Here is a 17,143-nt window from a genome sequence, read left to right on the forward strand (position 1 = left end):
ACAGCAAGGGAAACCACCCTCATGACCACTGCCTCCGTCCCACGCGGTCTGCGCAGGATCAGTGCCGTCCTGCTCGCCGTCGCCCTCGGCACCGGAACGCTCGCCGCGTGCGGCGGCGACTCCAAGGACTCCGACAAGGGCGGCAAGGACTCCGCCGCCGACGCCGGTTTCCCGCGCACCATCAAGCACGCGATGGGCAGTACGGAGATCCCCGCGAGGCCCGAGAAGGTCGTCGTCCTCGACACGGGCGAACTGGACGACGTGACGCTGCTCGGCATCAAGCCGGTCGGCGCGGTCTCCCCGCACTTCAAGACGGCGGGCGGCTTCCCCTCGTACCTGAAGGACAAGATCGGCGGCGTGAAGGACGTCGGCCCCATGGAGGAGCCGAACCTGGAGCTGATCGCCTCCCTCGAGCCCGACCTGATCCTGTCGTCCAAGGTCCGCCACGAGAAGGTGTACGACAAGCTCAAGGGCATCGCCCCCACCGTCTTCACCGAGACCACGGGTTCCCCCTGGAAGGAGAACCTGAAGGTGCACGCCAAGGCGCTCGGCGAGGAGAGCAAGGCCGACAAGGCCCTGGAGAGCTACGAGACGCGCGCCAAGGCCCTCGGTGCGGCCATCAAGAAGAAGTACGACGGGAAGATGCCGTCGGCGTCGGTCGTCCGCTTCGTCGCGGGACCGACCCGGCTCTACCAGAAGTCGTCGTACAGCGGCATCGTCCTCGACGACATCGGCCTCAAGCGCCCGGCGTCGCAGAACTCCTCGGACCCCGAGAAGACGATGCTGGACGTCAGCCCCGAGCAGATCGACAAGGCCGAGGCCGACCTGATCTTCGTGACGGTCGCGGACGCGCCGGACAAGACGCAGCAGAAGGACGTCACGTCCAACCCGGTCTGGAAGGACCTCGCGGCCGTCAAGCAGAAGAAGGTCTTCACGGTCCCGGACGAGACGTGGATGTCCGGCATCGGCGTGCAGGCCGCCGAGCACGTCCTGGCGGACGTCGCGAAGGCCACGGGCGTCGAACTGCCCGCGAAGAAGTAGCCGTCAGGTGACGGGGGCGGGCCCGAGATGCGGGCGGCGCGGTTGGCGGGGCGGGCGCGGGGCGTCGACGGGCCCGGTATGTTGGGGGGGGGTGGGGGGGGGGGGGGGCCCGGGCGGCCCCCCCCCCCCACTCCCTCCCCCCCCCCCCCAGAAAACTCCCCCCACCTGCGCCCGCACCCGGAAGTGGACTCGCCCATGCGGCTGTACGTCCTTGCCCGAAACCCCACCGACTCGGTCACCGACGGCTTTCTGCCCGCCGCGCGCCGCCTCGGCCTCGACATCACCCTCCTCACCGACCAGCCGGACCCGCATCGTGCCGGCCACCCGGACCTGGAGATCCTGGAGTGCGACGTCCTCGACTTCCGTGCCGTCATCAGCCGGATCTCGACGCACCACTCCCCCGACGCGGTCTTCACCAACAGCGACCATCTGCAGACTCAAGCCGCCCTGGCCGCCGACTACTTCGGTCTGCCCGGCAAGGACTGGCGGGCGGCGCTGCGCACCAAGGACAAGGCGCAGTTGCGCCGCCATCTCGCCGCCGCGAAGGCCGACGTCGTGTGGTCGGCCGAGCTGGCGGCGGGGCAGGACCCGGCCGCGCTGACCTCGCTCGACGTGCCGTATCCGTGTGTCGTCAAACCCCGTGAGGGCGTGGCGAGCGAGGACGTGGTCCTGGTCGACGGGCCGGACCAACTCACCGCGCGGTGCGCGGAGATACAGGCCCGGCGGCCGGGTGCGGCGCTCGTCGTCGAGGAGTATCTCGCCGGTGAGCTGTGCACCCTGGAGACGCTCGGCGACGGCCGGGTGCGCCATGTGCTCGGCGGCTTCCGCACGGAGTTGTCCGCGCCGCCGTACTTCATCGAGGAGCGGATGACCTTCGTCCCCGCCCATCCGCAGCCGGTGGTCGAGCAGGTCCTCGCCCAACTGGACGCGCTGGGCGTAGGGTTCGGCGCCTGCCACACCGAGTTCGTGGTGGCGGACGGCCGGGCCCGGATCATCGAGGTCAACTACCGCGCCATCGGCGACCAGTGCGATCTGCTCCTCGCGCAGCTCCTGGACATCCCGCTCTTCGAGCACATCCTGCGTACGCATCTGGGCGAGCCGCTCCCGGCGGACCTCGGGGCGCGGCAGGGCGGCAGGGCCCGGCTCGACTACCCGTGCGCGCGGAGCTCCGGAACGCTGACGGCCGCGCCCGACGCCTCGGAAACCACCCTGGACGGCGTGCGTCTGACGTACCGTCCGCTGCGGGCCGTCGGCGTGCGGCACGAGATACAGGGCACCAACCGCGACTTGCTCGGCGTCGTGCGCGCCATCGGCACCGACCAGTTGGCGGTGGACCGGGCCGTGGCGGACTTCATCGCCGCACAGCGCTGGGAGATCACCCCGTGACGCGCACCGCGGACGTGGCGGCGCCCGTCGGGGCCGAGGCGGAGCTGCTGGTGCGCGTACTCGGCGCGCTCCTGCGCGAAGACGTGGTCGGGTGGCGTACCCGGAGCGAGCCGGTGGCTCTGTCCGACGGCGGCTGGCTGCGGCTGGCGGTTCCCGCGCGGGACGGGGCCGCCGCCGATGCCCTGCTCATGGCCGTGCGGGAGGACGGCTTCCAGGGGCGTTACGCCGCGCGGCTTCCGCTGCTCCGCCGGGAGTCCGACGGCGCCGAACTCACCGATTCCTCCGCCGTGTTGAGTGCCCTGCGCGAGCTGGCGGACCCCGCCGACCGTGCCGGGTTCGACGCGTTCGCCGAGGAGTGCGGGCAGGCGCTGGACGCCGCGCGGCTGCACGCCGGGACGCGGGGCGAGATCGACGCCCTGCTCACCGGGCGGTACGGGAGCGATCCCGCCGCCTGGACGGGCCTTGCCGCAGGGCTCGGCCACGACACGCTCGCCGCGCGGGCCGACCATCCCGTCTATCCGACCTCGCGCGGGCGCTCGGGGCTGTCTGTCGGCCAACTGCGGGCGTACGCACCGGAGTTCCATCCGCAGTTCGCGCTGCGGCGGCTCGCCCTGCCCCGGGAGGCGGTCACCGTGGGCGGCGACACGGACGGCTGGCTCACCGGGACGACACCCGATCAGTACGTCTTCCCCGTGCACCCGCTGACCGTCGGCGCACCCCTGCGGGAGGCGCTGCGGGAGGCGGGGCTCGACGGCCGGGCCGAGCTGCTGACCGGGCCCGGACCCGACGTCGTACCGACGCTGTCCATGCGCACCGTCGCCCTCGCGGCGGATGCCTCGCGGCATCTCAAACTGCCGCTCGCCACCGCCACGTTGGGGCTGCGCAACCGGCGCACCATCAAACCCGGCACCCTCGTCGACGGCGCCGCGGGCCAGCGGCTCATCGAGGCCGTCGTCGCCCGCGAGCCACGCTTCCGGGCCACGATCCTGCACGCCGACGAGACCCGCTACGCCCACGCCGGCCACGAACTGCTCGCCGTACTGCTGCGCCGGTATCCGGCCGGTCTCGACGACTGCGCCGTCGTACCGATGGCCGCGCTGCTCTGCCCGGCTCCCGGTGGCGACGGCGCACTGATCGTCGACCGGCTCGCCGACCGCTACTACGGCGGCGATCCCCTCGCGCTCCTCGACGCCGTGCTGACCCTGCTCTTCGACTGGCAGGCCACCCTCTTCGGGTACGGGATCGCCCTGGAGTCGCACCAGCAGAACATCTCCCTGGTCCTGGACGACGGCACGGGCCCGGCCTCACCGCCCCGCCTGCGGCTGCTGTTCAAGGACAACGACGGGCCGCGCGTCAACGGGGCGCGGCTGCGGGACACCCTGGGCCAACAGGCGCCGGGGCCCGGCGAGTTCGACGACGTACGGATCTTCGTCGACGGGGACCGGCCCGTGCTCGACCTGTTCACCACCATCACCGTCCATCTCTGCGCGGGCTCCTACGCCTTCGGGCTCGCCCGGCACGGCCGCGCCCCGCTGGAGCGGCTTCTGCGCCTCGTGCGCGACCGCCTCGCCGAGGCCGCCGAACGGCTCGGGACCGGCCCCGGCGAACCGGGCGCCGTGCTGCGTGCCCAGGTGCTCGACGCGGCTGAACTCCCCGTCAAGGCCATGGTCACCGCGGGCACGCTGCTCACCAAGGAGCGTTCCGGCGCCGCCGACATCAACAAGCACTACACGACAGGGCCCAACTACCTGCTGCGGACGGGAACCCAGTGATGACCACCGCCTCATCCCCGCGTGCGCTCACGGACGGACCGGCGGTGGGCGCCCGGTTCGGCCGCCGGCAGGTGCACTCCGTCGCCGCCTGCTACTTCGTGGCCTCGTTCGCCGCCCTCGGACTGCCCCCGTACCTGACCGAGATCCTGCCCGCGCTCGGTGACTCGACCGCCCGCTGGGCCGGACTCCTGTACGTCGTGCCGACCGTGTTCGGCGCGCTCGGCGCCCCGCTGTGGGGCCGGGCCGCCGACCGCTTCGGACGAAAACGGCTGCTGCTCCGCGCCCAACTCGGCCTCGCCGTCTCGTTCCTGCTCGCGGGCTGGGCCGACTCGCTCGGCGCGTTCACCGCGGCGCTGGTGCTCCAGGGCATCCTCGGCGGCACGTTCGCCGCGTCCAACGGCTATCTGGCCGCCGCGCTCACCGGGTCGGACCTGTCCAGGGCGCTCACGCTGATGCAGGGCGCGGCGCGGGCTGCACTCGTCTTCGCGCCGATCGTCGTCGGATCGCTGACGCCGTGGATCTCCCCGCACCGCCAGTACGCGCTGCTCGCCGTGCTGCCGCTGACCGCCGCCGCGATGCTCGCGCTTCTCCCGGAGCCCGGCACGCGACGGGCCGAGGCCGCAGAGACGGGACCGTCCGAGGCCACGGGCCCGCTCTCGCCCCTGAAGGCGCTCTACGCCTTCGAGTTCGCGTTCGTCTTCTCGACCGTCATCTCCTTCCCCTATCTGATCCAGCTGATCGAGGACCGAATACCCGGCGTGTCACCCGCGCTCTCCGGAGCGCTCTTCGCCCTTCCCCATCTGTGCTATCTGCTCTTCGCGATCCGGGTGCACCAAGTCTTCGAGCGCCGCCCCGCGGCGGGCATAGCGACCGGGTTCGCCCTGGTCGCGCTCGGTCTCGCCGGGCACGGCGCCGCCGATTCGCTGCCCTCCTTCGTCGCCGTGCGGCTGCTGCTCGGCGCGGGCCTCACGCTGGGCCTCGTCAGCCTGTCCGTGCTTGCCGCCGACTGCGCCCGGGGCCGCCCGCCGGGCGGGATGTTCGGCACGCTGGAGCTCGTCTCCAAAGGGGGCGCGGTCGCCGCCGGCCTCGCCGCGGCCGCCGGCAGCAGTCTGTTCGGCCCCTCCGCGCCGGTCCTCACCGGCACCGCGATCGCTCTGGCGGCCCTGCTGGCCGCCGTCCTTCCCGCCACGTTCCGCAGCTGAGCGGTTTCGGCCCGCTCTGCCCCCCCATCCGCTGGAGCCGTTGATGACCTTGCCCACCGGCACGTTCCCCGCCCAGTCCCCGACGCCGCGCGCCCCGCACGTCCCGTCCGCGCCGACGGGCCTGCCCAGCGCCGACCAGGCCGTGACCCACACCCTCCTCAACTGCCTGCTGCGCGAGGTGTCCGCCCCCGAGCACCAGACCGCCGTGGTCGACGGCCGACTGCTGCTCCGGCTGCCCCGGCGCGGGGTGCTGCTGCGGGTCGCGCTGCGCCGCACGTCCCTGCTCGGCGCCCACCGCTTCACCGGTCCGGTCACCGAGCAGCGGGACGGCGAGTGGGTGGAGGTGGACTGGCCGCGCCTCGCCGAGTACACGCACGCCGAGCTGTTCCTGCGTACGGGCGTGAGCAACGAGGAGTTCCTGGAGCAGATCGCGTCCAGCCACGAGGGGGTCAGCGCCGCGATCGCCGCCGAGCGCCCGGCGCACGGACCCGGCGGCGACCGGGCCCCGAAGTGGCTCGCGGGCTATCTCGCCTCGGAGCGTTCGCTGCTCTTCGGCCACCGCTTCCACCCCACACCCAAGGCCCGCGGCGGCGATCTCGCCGACTGGTCCGCGTACGCCCCCGAGACCGCGGCCACCTTCCCGCTGCGGCACCTCGCCGTGCGGGACCATCTCGTCGCCGAGGAGTCCGCGCGGCCGGGCGCGGCGGCACCGCTCGACCGGCTCGGCGACGCACCGGACGGCTACCGGCTGCTTCCCGTGCACCCCTGGCAGTACGAACTGCTGCGGGACCACGCGGGACTGCGGGCCGCGCTCGACCGCGGGGACGTCCTCGACCTGGGGACCGGGCGCGCCCCCTTCGCGGCGACCGCCTCGGTGCGCACGCTGTACGACGGTGACACCTTCCTGAAGTTCAGCCTCAACGTCCGCATCACCAACTGCCTGCGCAAGAACGCCAGTTACGAGCTCTCCGGCGCCGTCGCGCTGACCCGCGTAATGGAAGGCGCCCTGGACGACCTGGCGGCGCGGTTCCCCGGCAGCGCCGTGCTCCGCGAGCCCGCCTACCGCAGCATCGCGCTGCCGGGGCCCGACGGGCGGCCGGACCTCGCACTCCTGGAGGGCTTCGGGGTGATCGTCCGCGAGGGTCTGACGGAGCGGCTGCGGCCGGGGACCACTCCGCTGCTCGCGGGGGCCGTCGCGGACGAGTACCCGACGGGGCCCGGCCACATCTCGCACCTCCTGGACGGCGCCGGGCCGGAGCGGGCCCTCGAATGGTGGCGGGCCTATCTGCGACTGCTGCTCCCGCCCGTGCTTGCCGCGTACTTCGACCACGGTCTGGTGCTCGAACCGCATCTGCAGAACGTCCTCGTCTGCGTCGACGGGGACGGTATGCCCGCCCAGGTGCTCTTCCGCGACCTGGAGGGCACCAAGCTGCTGCCCGAGCGGCACGCCGAGACGCTGGCCGTGCTGCCGCCCGAGGTCGCGGCCCCGATGACGTACGACGCGCAGCGCGGCTGGGACCGCGTCGTCTACTGCCTGCTGGTCAACCATGTCGCCGAGCTGCTGGCCGCGCTCGCGGACCTGCATCCGCGGTCCGAGCCCGCGCTCTGGTCCGAAGTCCGCGCCGTCCTGCGGGACTTCGCCGCGACGCACGGCTGCCCGCCCCGGCTCAGCGCGCTGCTCGCCGGGGTGCCGCTGCCCGCCAAGGCCAATCTGCTGACCCGCTGGGAGCGCAAGGCCGACCGCGACGCCGGCTATGTCCGCCTCACCTCACCCTTTCCGCTCGCCGAACATGTGCGGGACCTGGGTGCCCGCCCCGACGCCCCTTGGAGCGCCGCCGGATGATCACTCCCCCTCCGGTCGTACGTGACCGTGCCCTCGGCCTCGCCGCCGGGGAACTGCCCGCCTATCTCTACGACTTGACGTCACTGCGCGACCATGCGGCGGCCGTGCGGGCGGCGCTGCCCCCGCAGGTGGAGCTGTACTACGCCGCGAAGGCCAACCCGGAGCCGGAGATCCTGGCCGCGCTCGCGCCGCACGTCGACGGCTACGAGGTCTCCTCCGGCGGTGAACTCGCCCATGTCGCCAAGGCGGTGACGGGGCATCCGCTGGCCTTCGGCGGCCCCGGCAAGACGCCGGACGAGATCGCGGGGGCGCTGGAGCTCGGCGTGCGGCGGTTCCACGTGGAGAGCCTGTACGAGCTGCGGATGCTGGGCGCGCTCGCCGCCCGCGTCGTGCCGGACGCCCGGATCGAGGTCCTGCTGCGGTTCAACCTGCCGCTGGACGCCGGGGCGCTCGCGGGCAGCTCACTGGCGATGGGCGGTCGCCCGACCCCGTTCGGCCTGGACCCGGCGGAGGCGGACGACGCGGTCGCCGCCTTCGCCACCGACGCGTACGCCCACCTCCGACTGCTCGGCGTGCACGCGCACTTGGCCAGCGGACTCGAAGCCGACCAGCAGCTCGCCGTGGCCCGGTCGGTGGTGGAGTGGTCGCAGGCCCTCGCGGCGCGGCACGGCATCCGGCTGGCCGAGGTCAACGTCGGCGGCGGGATGGGCGTGGACTACGCCGAACCCGATGCCCGCTTCGACTGGCGGCACTATGGGGCCGGCCTCGCCGAACTCTGCGCGGAGCACCCCGAGTTGACGCTGCGCATCGAACCGGGCCGGGCACTCACCGCGTACTGCGGCTGGTACGCCACCGAGGTCCTGGACGTGAAGGCCAGCCACGGCGAGGAGTTCGCTGTGGTGCGGGGCGGCACCCATCATCTGCGCACGCCCGCGACCAAGGGACACGACCAGCCTTGCGCGGTCCTCCCGGCCGCCGAACCGTGGCCGCACCCCTGGCCCCGGTCGGCGGCACGGCAGGACCGGGTGACGTTCGCGGGCCAGTTGTGCACGCCCAAGGACGTCCTGTCGCGCGGGGTTCCGGCGGCGGGCCTGCGGGCGGGCGACCGGGTGGTGTTCGGTCTGGCCGGGGCGTACGCGTGGAACATCTCGCACCACGACTTCCTGATGCATCCCCGGCCGGGGTTCCACTTCCTCTGAGGCCTGCTCCTTTGGGGGCGCCAGGCCGAGTCACTCCTGACGCCCGGCCGCGGGCCTCACCAGGAGCCGCCGCCCCCGCCCCCGTCGCCGCCACCCACTCCGCCGCCACCGCCACCACCTGAGCTGTAGCCGCCGGAGGACGATCCCGAAGAGGATCCGCCGCCGCCCGACGGCTTGCTCTCGGCGGCCAGGGTCGCGGTCGACAGGAACGGGGCGCTGCGGTACAGGGTGTCGTTGTCCGCCGGTGCCGCCGCCGAGGAGCGGGACCGGCGGGGTGCCGTCTTCTTCACGGCGGCCGACCACTCCTCGGCGTGGCCCAGGGCGGCGGCCCAGGGGGTGAACGCGTCGGGTGCCTGCCCCTCGGGCTCGGCCAGGTGCAGACGGAACGCCTCGGTCTCGCACCACAGCTGGGACCCGCGTGCGGTCCGGGACCGCAGCTCCCAGGCGCGGATCGCCGCCGCGAGGCCCGCGCCCGCCAGGGCCGCGCCGACCGCGGTGGGCGTCCGCCAGGAGGCTCCCGGCTCGGTCACGTCCGTCGCGGCGATGCCGAGGAGGACGGTGCCGGCGACCGCCGCGATCAGGCCTGCGATCAGGGCGACGCGGCGGCGCGGTTCGCCTGAGGGGTGCCACAGGCCGTCGCCGCCCGCGCGGCGCCAGCCGTCGAGGCGCTCGCGGAGCAGCTTCCAGGCCGCCGCGAAGTCCCGGTTGAACCGGCGCAGGTTCAGCTGTTGCTTCCGCACGAAGAGGGCCTTGAGGATCTCGGCCGTCAGCGGATCGTCGGCCTCGTCCCGCGTGACCCGGTGGAGCACGGGCTTCGTCTTGCCCTTGATGGTCAGGTGCCCGTCCTGGGCCGCGGTGAGCAGCCAGGCCACGCGGTGCTCGTTGTGCACCCGGTCGGCGTGCAGTACTCCGGCCTGGGCGGGGGTGAGCCCCGCGGGCGGCACGGGGGAGGGTTTCACCCCGGCGCCGAGCCGTCGGACGTCCGTACGACGCGTACGTCCGTCGGGCCCCTGGAAGCGGTCGCGGCCGACGAGCCGGATCAACTCGGCGACCAGCACGGCCGCGACGAGGGCGCTGCCGGTGGCCCAGAGCCAGCCCAGGAGCGCGCTGTCCCCGGCCTCGCCGCCGGCCGCCGGACCGCCGGGAGCGGCAGGCAGGGGTGCGGCGGCGAGGGTGGCGCCCCCCTGCGCGTACAGCGTCACGCCTTCATGGGCGTCCAGCCCGTCGACGGCGACGTCCAGCCGTCCCCGACCCGGCTGCTCGGCGGTGCACGCGTCGTTCGCCCCCGACTCGCCCCACACGCACCGCGGATCGTCGAGCACGAACGGGGCGGTCACATGCACTTCGGCGCGGTCGACGGGGACGCCCCACTGGGTGCCCACGGCGTCCCAGCGCAGCCGCCGGTCGTCGCCGAGGCCGGGCAGCGTGTACGTGATCCGGTACCGGTGGGTACCGGAGACAGTGGCGTCCGGGTCGCCGATCCTGATGCGCGTCGCGCCGCCCAGGTTCTCCAGCTTGTTCGGCACGCTCTCGCCGTCGGCGGTGACGCTGACGTCCCGGATCTGACCGGCCGCCGTCCCGGTCACGTCCCGCCGTATGCCGTGCCGTTCCTCGCCGCCGAAGTCGTAGTCGATGACCTCGGTGACATATGTCCGGCCGTCGGCCAGTTCGGCGCCCACCCACATCCGTTCGATGCGTTCGCCCGGTCCGCCGGCCGCTGCCGCCACCAGGGCGACCAGACCTACGAGGACCACACCTATGCCGAGCACCACGGCGTCCCTGCGCCGCCGCCACCCCACAGACCTCATCCGCATCGCGGACCGCCCTTCCCCCGTCGTACGTCACTCTGCGTAAAAGGGTAGCGAGCGGGGCCCTGACCGGCCGTTACGGGTTGGCGACGAGTTGCCCGAGCCGCATCGCCAGCCACGGTTTGCGTCCCCCGGCCCGCAACCGGCCGCGGAGGATCGCCTGCCAGATCGGGGTGCGCCGGAAGGAGACGAGGAGGAAGGCGACGGGATCCACCGTGAGGCGGCAGTCGTAGGCGCGCGGCGGGGCGTCGCGGGTCACCGTCATCGTGCCGTCGTCGACGACGACCGCGAGCCGTGGTCCGCCCTTGACCGCCAGGTCGAACGCGATGCGGACGCCCCGTGACTTCTCCGGGTCCAGGGCCAGGGTCATCATCGTCGGCATGGACTGCCCGAGGACGAGGCGCGCCTCGTCCGGGGTGATCGGCCAGGGAAGTGCCGCGCCGCGCGCGATGTCCAGTCCGTGCACGAGGGTCTCGCTGAGCAGCAGGCCGGTCAACGTCCCGAGCGTGAGCTTCACTTCATGGCCCATCCAGGGCGCGGCGACGGCGGTCTCCGGGGCGAGGCCTTCGGTGACCCTCAGGAACAGCTCTCCCCGCTCGGCGACGAGGTCACCGAGGCCGGAGCGTTCGGCGCCGTCAACGAAGGCAATGGACTGGGCGTTCATGGCGGCGATCCGTTCGGGGAACGTGCCGTCCTCGGGCGGCAGACGTGTCGCCCAGTCCATGGACTCGTCGGCGGAGACCGCGGCGCCGTACGCGAAGCAGACGGCCGCCAGGTGCGCGCCGACGTCGCCGACGGTCCAGACCGGGACGCCGGAGGGCGCGTCGAGGTCGGGTACGTCGCGCAGCAGCCGGACGAGTCTGGGGACCGCCGCCCGCAGCGCGGCGCGGGTCTTCTCGTGCTCGGCTGCCGGGTCGAACGACGTCACGGTGCCCATACCACTCCCCCAATGTCGCGGACGGGGGCGAACATTACTGCCCGGTAGGCGAGTTGGACAGGGCGGCGCTCAGAAGCCGCGCGCCCACCGCACCGTGTTCAGGGGCGGCTCACCGGCGGCCAGCCGCCGCCAGTTGTCGACGAACAGGTCGACGACCTGCTTGACCTCGGTCCGTGAGCCGCCGGCCGTGTGCTGGGTGAGGATCACGTTCGGGCAGCTCCACAGGGGGTGTCCGGCGGGCAGCGGTTCCTCGCGGGTGACGTCGAGGACCGCGCCGCTGAGGCGGCCGGTGGCGAGCGCGGCGACCAGGGCGTCCTCGTCCGCGAGGCTCGCGCGGCCCGCGTTCACGAAGACCGCGCCGGGGCGCAGCAGGGCGATGCGCCGCTCGTCGAAGAGGCCGGCCGTGTCGTCCGTGCCGGGTAGGAGCCCCACGACGATGTCGAACTCCCCCAGGCGGGCGTCGAGTTCCTGCCGGGTGCGCAGATCGCCGTCGCTGCGGGCGTAGTGCGACACCGCGCAGCCGAAGGGGGCGAGGAGTCCGGCGAGCCGACGGGCGATCGACCCGCGGCCCAGGATCAGCACGTTGGCGCCGCCGAGCAGCCGCAGTCCGGGGCGTACGTCGTCGCGGGCCCAGGACGCGTCGGCCCGGAGTCCGGCCAGGACGTCGATGCCGCGGTAGAGGGCGAGGATGCCCGCGAGGCAGGTCTCGGCGACCGGGTCGGCGAAGAGATCGCCGAGGCTGGTGACGGTCAACCGCCGCTCCAGGACGGGCCAGTCGAGGCCGAGGTACTTGTCGACGCCGACCGACGCGAGCTGCAGCCAGCGCAGCCGGGGTGCCTGCGCCACCCACTCCGCCCTGACGTTGCCGAGGGCGAGGTGCGATGCGGCGAGCAGCCGCGCGTCGTCGGCGGAGCCGGTGTCGGGCTCCGCGAACCACACGGGCCCCGGCGCAACGGCGCGGATGCGTTCCCGCTCGGCCTCGTCGACGGCCAGCTCGACGTACAGAGCGGCGTCCTGGGGCAGTTCCGACAGCGCGCCGGATGCTGCTTCGTCCGGCTCCAGGTGCTGCGAAACGTCTGGTGCACGACCCATTTCCATGAACCCCCGTGGTACGGAAAGCGCTGGTGAACGCGCGTTCACCGAACCTAGGGCTTCCTCTCCGGGGCGGTCAACCGCGATCTTCCGAGGCCGCCGGCCGCACCGCTCACGGCAGTCCCGGCGGCGAGCGGTCGATGGCGATCATGGCGGCGTCGTCGCCGAGGTGTCCGCCGACGTAGTGCAGCAGGTCCCTGCGGAGGCGGCGCAGGAACGCGTCGGGGTCGGTATCGGTCCAGCCGGCGACCCGCTCGGTGAGCGGATAGAAGGCTCCGGAGGGGTCGCGGGCCTCGGTGACTCCGTCCGTGTGCAGCAGCAGGAGGTCGCCGACCTCCAGCTTGAAGCTGTCCATGCGGTAGCGCCGGCCGACCAGCTCGCCGAGGCCGAGCGGCGGGGCGGGCTGTGCGGCCTCGACGGTCATGGCGCGGCCTTCGCGCAGCACCACCGGCGGCGGGTGGCCGCAGACGATCATGTCGACCGTGCCGCCGTCGTCGGGGATGTCCAGCAGGGTCGCGGTGATGAAGGTTTCCCCGGACTCCTCCGTCTCACCGGGTTCGGCCAGGTCCCAGCAGACGCTTCCGTCGAGGAACGTCACCAGCTCGGCCAGGCTCGCCTGCCGGTGGGCGGCGGCCCGGAAGGCGCCGAGCAGCAGGGCCGCGTCACCGACGGCGGTCATCCCCTTGCCGCGCACGTCGCCGACGATCAGCCGGGTGCCGTGGTCGGTGCGCGCGGCGGCGTAGAGGTCGCCGCCTATCTGCGCCTCGGCCTCGGCGGCCAGATAGAGGGAGGCGACCCGCAGCGGCCCGATGCGTCTCGGCAGGGGCCGCAGGACGACGCGCTGGGCGGTCTCGGCGACGTACCGCACCTGTGTCATCTCTTTCGCGCGGCGCTCCCGTACGACGCAGAAGACCACAAGGCTCGCCCCGACCACGATCAGGGCGGCTATCTGCGCCTGGTGGTTCGACGAGAACAGCTGGTCCCGGTCGCGCAGCACCGCGATCACCGCCTGCGCCACCACCGCGAGCGCGGCGACGACACCCGTCGTCCAGGGGCCGGCGAACGAGGCGGTGATCGCCGGGGCGGCGACCAGCAGGGGGCCGAGGTGAATGTCGGGGGGCGCCAGTACGTCGATCACGGAGACCGCCACGATCAGCGCGATCGGGACGGCCACCATCGCATGACCCGCTCGCGCCGACCGGCGAAGACCTAGGAGGCGCTGCGACACACTTCCTCTCTACACCCCCCGCGCCCCACGCGCACCGGCAGAGCCCCGGCGCCTCACGCTCCGGTCGTCGAACCGGGCCTGATGATCATGAGTACGGTGACCGTCGCCCAGAGCAGGTTGAACACACCCGTATACATGGCGAGTTGCTTGCTGGTCCGCTCGGTGAGCGTCAGCGTGCCGGTCCCGCCGGCCGCCGCGCGGTCCACCTCCTCCATCGCCGCGTCCTGCCGCGGCAGGACCAGGATGATCAGCACCACCGCCGCGACGGCCGTGAGGGCGATCGAGGCGATCAGCCAGGCACTGCCCAGTACGTCCATGCTCTGGGCCGTGACGAGGCCCGTGACGGGCACCGCGACGCCGATGAGCGCGTAGACGCCGCAGATGCGGTGGAGCGTACGCAAGGAGGCGACCGCCGCCGTGTCCCCCGGATCGGCCTGGGCCCGGCGCAGGGCCGCCGGGAACATGCTGGCGGCGACGGTGACGGGCCCGATGGCGAGGATGGCGGCCAGGACGTGCAGGGTCAGGAAGAACTTCGACACAGGGAGGGCCTCGGGATCTGGAGCGCGGCGGAGGTCTTGTGCGGGCTCCCCCTCGGGGCCCCGCGGCGAGACTAGCCAGCGCCGCCGCCCGCCGAACAGTGGCATTGATGACGGGCTTCGCAGACATACGGCCATCGGTGTCCGGCGCGGCCCACCGCCGGGACCGGCGGCGGGACGCCCGTCAGCGGCTGCCGTCAGCCCTTGCGCGCGACGACCAGGCGCCAGGCGGGGCTGCCGTCGGGGCGGCGACCGAACTCCTCCAAGGGGTGCAGGCGGACGGTGAACCCGGCGCGGACCAGGTCAGCGCGGACGTCGCCCAGCGGGAACGTCCGGTAGTACATGACGAACGGCGGCCGCCACACCGCGTTCCGCACCCGCATCGCGGCGTCGAAGCCGAGCAGCGACCAGTAGAGCGGTGAGGCGGGGTGCGGCGGCGCGCCGATCGGGAAGGCGAACCGGCCGCCGGGCCGCAACGCCCCGAAGACCTCGGCGAACAGCCGCGGCCGCTCGGCGGGCAGGAAGTGCCCGAAGGCGCCGAAGCTCACCGCCAGGTCGAAGGCCTCGGCGAAGGGCAGCGCGCGGGCGTCGGCGCGCACCCACTCCACGGCGGGTCCGCTCTCCACGGCAGGACCGCTCACCACGACGGGACCGCTCTCCACGGCGGGTCCGGCGTCCCGCCCCGGCACGGCCGCCCTCGCCGCCGCCAGCATCCCCGCGCTGAAGTCGACGCCGGTGACCCGCTCCCGGCACAGGGGCAGCAGCGTCTCGACGCCCGCGCCGGTGCCGCAGCAGACGTCCAGGCCCGCGTCGAACGGGCCCAGGTCACGCAGTGTGTCCGCGACCGCGTGCAGCATCCGGCCGGGCGTACGGAAGGGCGTGTGGTCGAACTTCGGGGCCAGCAGGTCGTAGCCGCGCTCGATGGAGGAGAGGGCCTGCACGGTCAGTTCGCGGAGTGTGGGTCCCTGGGAGGTGAACACCGGGCCCACCCTAGTCAGCGGGCCGCGGGGAAGGGCCCGCACTCCGCGGAGGCTCGCTCGACCCTGGACAAACCTGGGCATATCTTGGTAATGACGGGCGACTCGGAAGACAAGGGGGTCGTCATGGTCGAAGAGCTGCTCACAGCGGCAGCCGCGGCCGCGTCCGCCGGGGCGGTGTACGTGGTGGCGGCGGCCAAGGTCGTCAAGCAGTACGAGCGGGGCGTGGTGTTCCGTCTGGGCCGGCTGCGGGAGCACATCCGCGGGCCCGGCTTCACCATGATCGTCCCTGGCGTGGACCGGCTGCGTAAGGTCAACATGCAGATCGTGACGATGCCGGTGCCCGCGCAGGACGGCATCACGCGGGACAACGTCACGGTGCGGGTGGACGCGGTCATCTACTTCAAGGTGGTCGACGCCGCCGAGGCCGTCGTCCAGGTCGAGGACTACCGCTTCGCCGTCTCGCAGATGGCGCAGACCTCCCTGCGCTCGATCATCGGCAAGAGCGATCTCGACGACCTGCTCTCCAACCGCGAGAAGCTCAACCAGGGCCTGGAGCTGATGATCGACTCGCCCGCCACGGGGTGGGGCGTGCAGATCGACCGCGTGGAGATCAAGGACGTATCCCTGCCCGAGACGATGAAACGGTCCATGGCCCGGCAGGCCGAGGCCGACCGTGAGCGCCGCGCCCGCGTCATCAACGCCGACGCCGAGCTGCAGGCCTCCAAGAAACTCGCCGAGGCCGCGCACGAGATGGCCGAGGAACCCGCCGCCCTCCAGCTCCGCCTCCTGCAGACGGTCGTGGCCGTCGCCGCCGAGAAGAACTCGACCCTCGTCCTGCCCTTCCCCGTCGAACTGCTCCGCTTCCTGGAACGCGCACAGCAAGCCCAGCAGACGCAACAGACTCAGCAGCCGCAACAGACCGAGCAGCAACCCCAGTCACTTCCGCCCGCCTCACCGACTCCAGCCCCGACTCCTACCCCGGTCCCCACACCGGAGCCCGAGCCGCACCACCCCACCGCCGCATAGGCAAGATCCCGGCCGTTCGGGCCTGAACCAGCTTCGGAGGTGCTCTTGGACAGCGACGGGTGATCCGCCCTTGACCAGGGTCCGCCGGTCGGTGGGCACGGGCGCCGCGAGCACGCGCCACCGCCGTCATGGCCGGTAACCGCCAGGAGGTCTATCGGGTCGAGCCAGGGGTCGGGTAGACGTATCGCGGCCGATGATCCGCGACCAGAACCAGGAAGGACGCCTCATGACCCGTGCCCGGACCACCACCGCGGCAGGCAAGACCCGGTTCGACGACATCTACGACCAGCCTGACCCCCGCGCCTACTTCCGTACGCTCTCCCCCCTCGAGTACGAGATACCGCACCAGGCCCAGGATGTCTTCCGGCGCACGCTCGCCCAGCGGTCCGCGGTCCGCGGCACCCATCTCCCCGTCACGGTCCTCGACGTCTGCTGCTCGTACGGGATCAACGCCGCGCTGCTCAACCACGACCTCTCGCTCGCGGACCTGTACGCGCACTACACGGGCCCCGCGACCAACGGTCTCACCCGCGGTGAACTCATCGAGTGCGACAAGGAGTTCTACGCCTCACGCAGGCGCGACGACGCGGTTCCCGTCATCGGCCTGGACACGGCCGAGAACGCGACGCGCTACGCACTGGAGGTGGGACTGCTCGACGAGGCCTATGCCGAGAACCTCGAGCGGCATCCACCCAGCGCGGCCCTGCGCCGTGCCGTCTCCGGGGTCGGTCTGATCACCGTGACCGGAGGCATCGGCTACATCACGCACCGGACCTTCGACGCCCTCCTCGACGCCACCGGCGTACCGGTCTGGGTGAGCGCCTTCGTGCTGCGGACGGTGCCCTTCCAGTCCATCCTGGCCAGCCTGGACGCGCACGGTCTGGCCACCGAGAGCGATCCCGCGCGGACGTATCCGCAGCGGCTGTTCACCGACCGCGAAGAGCAGCGCAACGCCGTCGAGCTGGTGCTCAAGGCCGGTGACGACCCGGCGGGCCTGGAGTCCGAGGGCCGCTACTACACCCGGCTCCACCAGTCCCGCCCCCGGCCGGCGTAGGTCCTGCCTGCGGGGCGCGGCCGTCCGCGCCCCGCACCG

Annotated in this window: 14 protein-coding genes; 8 read left to right on the top strand and 6 right to left on the bottom strand. The window is 72.9% G+C overall.

The genetic code is table 11. From position 1 onward, the window contains the following. Positions 1–21 precede the first annotated feature (21 nt). From ACIBKX_RS16325 to ACIBKX_RS16350, 6 genes are all read left to right on the top strand, one after another. The gene (locus tag ACIBKX_RS16325) at positions 22–1,041 is read left to right on the top strand and encodes an iron-siderophore ABC transporter substrate-binding protein (protein WP_363274573.1); all 1,020 of its coding nucleotides are present in this window, start codon (positions 22–24) and stop codon (positions 1,039–1,041) included. A 195-nt stretch (positions 1,042–1,236) separates the two neighbouring features. Continuing rightward, entirely contained in the window at positions 1,237–2,427 is a 1,191-nt protein-coding gene (locus ACIBKX_RS16330) for an ATP-grasp domain-containing protein (protein WP_363277936.1), read from the top strand. Next, positions 2,424–4,199: an IucA/IucC family protein gene (locus ACIBKX_RS16335; RefSeq protein WP_363277935.1), complete on the top strand. Its 1,776-nt coding sequence runs from the start codon at positions 2,424–2,426 to the stop codon at positions 4,197–4,199. The genes ACIBKX_RS16330 and ACIBKX_RS16335 overlap by 4 nt, the downstream gene beginning before the upstream one ends. Continuing rightward, entirely contained in the window at positions 4,199–5,401 is a 1,203-nt protein-coding gene (locus tag ACIBKX_RS16340; RefSeq protein ID WP_363277934.1) for an MFS transporter, read from the top strand. Before ACIBKX_RS16335 ends, ACIBKX_RS16340 begins: the two co-directional genes overlap by 1 nt. Positions 5,402–5,444: 43 nt before the next feature. After that, complete coding sequence (locus ACIBKX_RS16345; RefSeq protein WP_363277933.1) at positions 5,445–7,244, top strand: IucA/IucC family protein; 1,800 nt, start codon at positions 5,445–5,447, stop codon at positions 7,242–7,244. After that, entirely contained in the window at positions 7,241–8,443 is a 1,203-nt protein-coding gene (locus ACIBKX_RS16350) for a type III PLP-dependent enzyme (RefSeq protein ID WP_363277932.1), read from the top strand. Before ACIBKX_RS16345 ends, ACIBKX_RS16350 begins: the two co-directional genes overlap by 4 nt. Positions 8,444–8,499: 56 nt before the next feature. Here ACIBKX_RS16350 and ACIBKX_RS16355 read toward each other — a convergent pair whose 3' ends face one another. From ACIBKX_RS16355 to ACIBKX_RS16380, 6 genes are all read right to left on the bottom strand, one after another. Continuing rightward, positions 8,500–10,257, bottom strand: a complete 1,758-nt coding sequence (locus ACIBKX_RS16355; RefSeq protein ID WP_363277931.1) for a DUF2207 domain-containing protein — start codon at positions 10,255–10,257, stop codon at positions 8,500–8,502. A 70-nt stretch (positions 10,258–10,327) separates the two neighbouring features. Further along, positions 10,328–11,188 carry a maleylpyruvate isomerase N-terminal domain-containing protein gene (locus ACIBKX_RS16360; protein ID WP_363277930.1) on the bottom strand — a complete coding sequence of 287 codons (861 nt, stop codon included), beginning with the start codon at positions 11,186–11,188 and terminating at the stop codon, positions 10,328–10,330. A 69-nt stretch (positions 11,189–11,257) separates the two neighbouring features. Continuing rightward, a complete protein-coding gene (locus ACIBKX_RS16365) occupies positions 11,258–12,280 on the bottom strand; it encodes a D-2-hydroxyacid dehydrogenase (RefSeq protein WP_363277929.1) in 1,023 nt (340 codons plus the stop codon). A gap of 112 nt (positions 12,281–12,392) precedes the next feature. Continuing rightward, the gene (locus tag ACIBKX_RS16370; RefSeq protein WP_363277928.1) at positions 12,393–13,457 is read right to left on the bottom strand and encodes a PP2C family protein-serine/threonine phosphatase; all 1,065 of its coding nucleotides are present in this window, start codon (positions 13,455–13,457) and stop codon (positions 12,393–12,395) included. Positions 13,458–13,561: 104 nt separating this feature from the next. After that, entirely contained in the window at positions 13,562–14,047 is a 486-nt protein-coding gene (locus tag ACIBKX_RS16375) for a DUF2269 family protein (protein WP_363277927.1), read from the bottom strand. 194 nt (positions 14,048–14,241) lie between these two features. Further along, the gene (locus ACIBKX_RS16380; RefSeq protein WP_363277926.1) at positions 14,242–15,024 is read right to left on the bottom strand and encodes a class I SAM-dependent methyltransferase; all 783 of its coding nucleotides are present in this window, start codon (positions 15,022–15,024) and stop codon (positions 14,242–14,244) included. 123 nt (positions 15,025–15,147) lie between these two features. Between ACIBKX_RS16380 and ACIBKX_RS16385 the strand changes: the two genes are divergently transcribed. Continuing rightward, positions 15,148–16,050, top strand: a complete 903-nt coding sequence (locus ACIBKX_RS16385) for a slipin family protein (protein ID WP_399375801.1) — start codon at positions 15,148–15,150, stop codon at positions 16,048–16,050. Between the two features lie 226 nt (positions 16,051–16,276). Then, positions 16,277–17,104, top strand: a complete 828-nt coding sequence (locus ACIBKX_RS16390; RefSeq protein WP_363272562.1) for a hypothetical protein — start codon at positions 16,277–16,279, stop codon at positions 17,102–17,104. Positions 17,105–17,143 lie beyond the last annotated feature (39 nt).

It is taken from the genome of Streptomyces sp. NPDC050658 (assembly GCF_044457025.1).
GTDB lineage: Bacteria > Actinomycetota > Actinomycetes > Streptomycetales > Streptomycetaceae > Streptomyces.

Bases quoted from the DNA above. Each gene is read 5' to 3' on its own strand.
- ACIBKX_RS16340 (WP_363277934.1), top strand. From the start codon at position 4,199: ATGACCACCGCCTCATCCCCGCGTGCGCTCACGGACGGACCGGCGGTG.
- ACIBKX_RS16345 (WP_363277933.1), top strand. From the start codon at position 5,445: ATGACCTTGCCCACCGGCACGTTCCCCGCCCAGTCCCCGACGCCGCGC.
- ACIBKX_RS16360 (WP_363277930.1), bottom strand. From the start codon at position 11,188: ATGGGCACCGTGACGTCGTTCGACCCGGCAGCCGAGCACGAGAAGACC.
- ACIBKX_RS16365 (WP_363277929.1), bottom strand. From the start codon at position 12,280: ATGGGTCGTGCACCAGACGTTTCGCAGCACCTGGAGCCGGACGAAGCA.
- ACIBKX_RS16355 (WP_363277931.1), bottom strand. From the start codon at position 10,257: ATGCGGATGAGGTCTGTGGGGTGGCGGCGGCGCAGGGACGCCGTGGTG.
- ACIBKX_RS16350 (WP_363277932.1), top strand. From the start codon at position 7,241: ATGATCACTCCCCCTCCGGTCGTACGTGACCGTGCCCTCGGCCTCGCC.
- ACIBKX_RS16390 (WP_363272562.1), top strand. From the start codon at position 16,277: ATGACCCGTGCCCGGACCACCACCGCGGCAGGCAAGACCCGGTTCGAC.
- ACIBKX_RS16385 (WP_399375801.1), top strand. From the start codon at position 15,148: ATGGTCGAAGAGCTGCTCACAGCGGCAGCCGCGGCCGCGTCCGCCGGG.
- ACIBKX_RS16325 (WP_363274573.1), top strand. From the start codon at position 22: ATGACCACTGCCTCCGTCCCACGCGGTCTGCGCAGGATCAGTGCCGTC.
- ACIBKX_RS16370 (WP_363277928.1), bottom strand. From the start codon at position 13,457: ATGGTGGCCGTCCCGATCGCGCTGATCGTGGCGGTCTCCGTGATCGAC.
- ACIBKX_RS16330 (WP_363277936.1), top strand. From the start codon at position 1,237: ATGCGGCTGTACGTCCTTGCCCGAAACCCCACCGACTCGGTCACCGAC.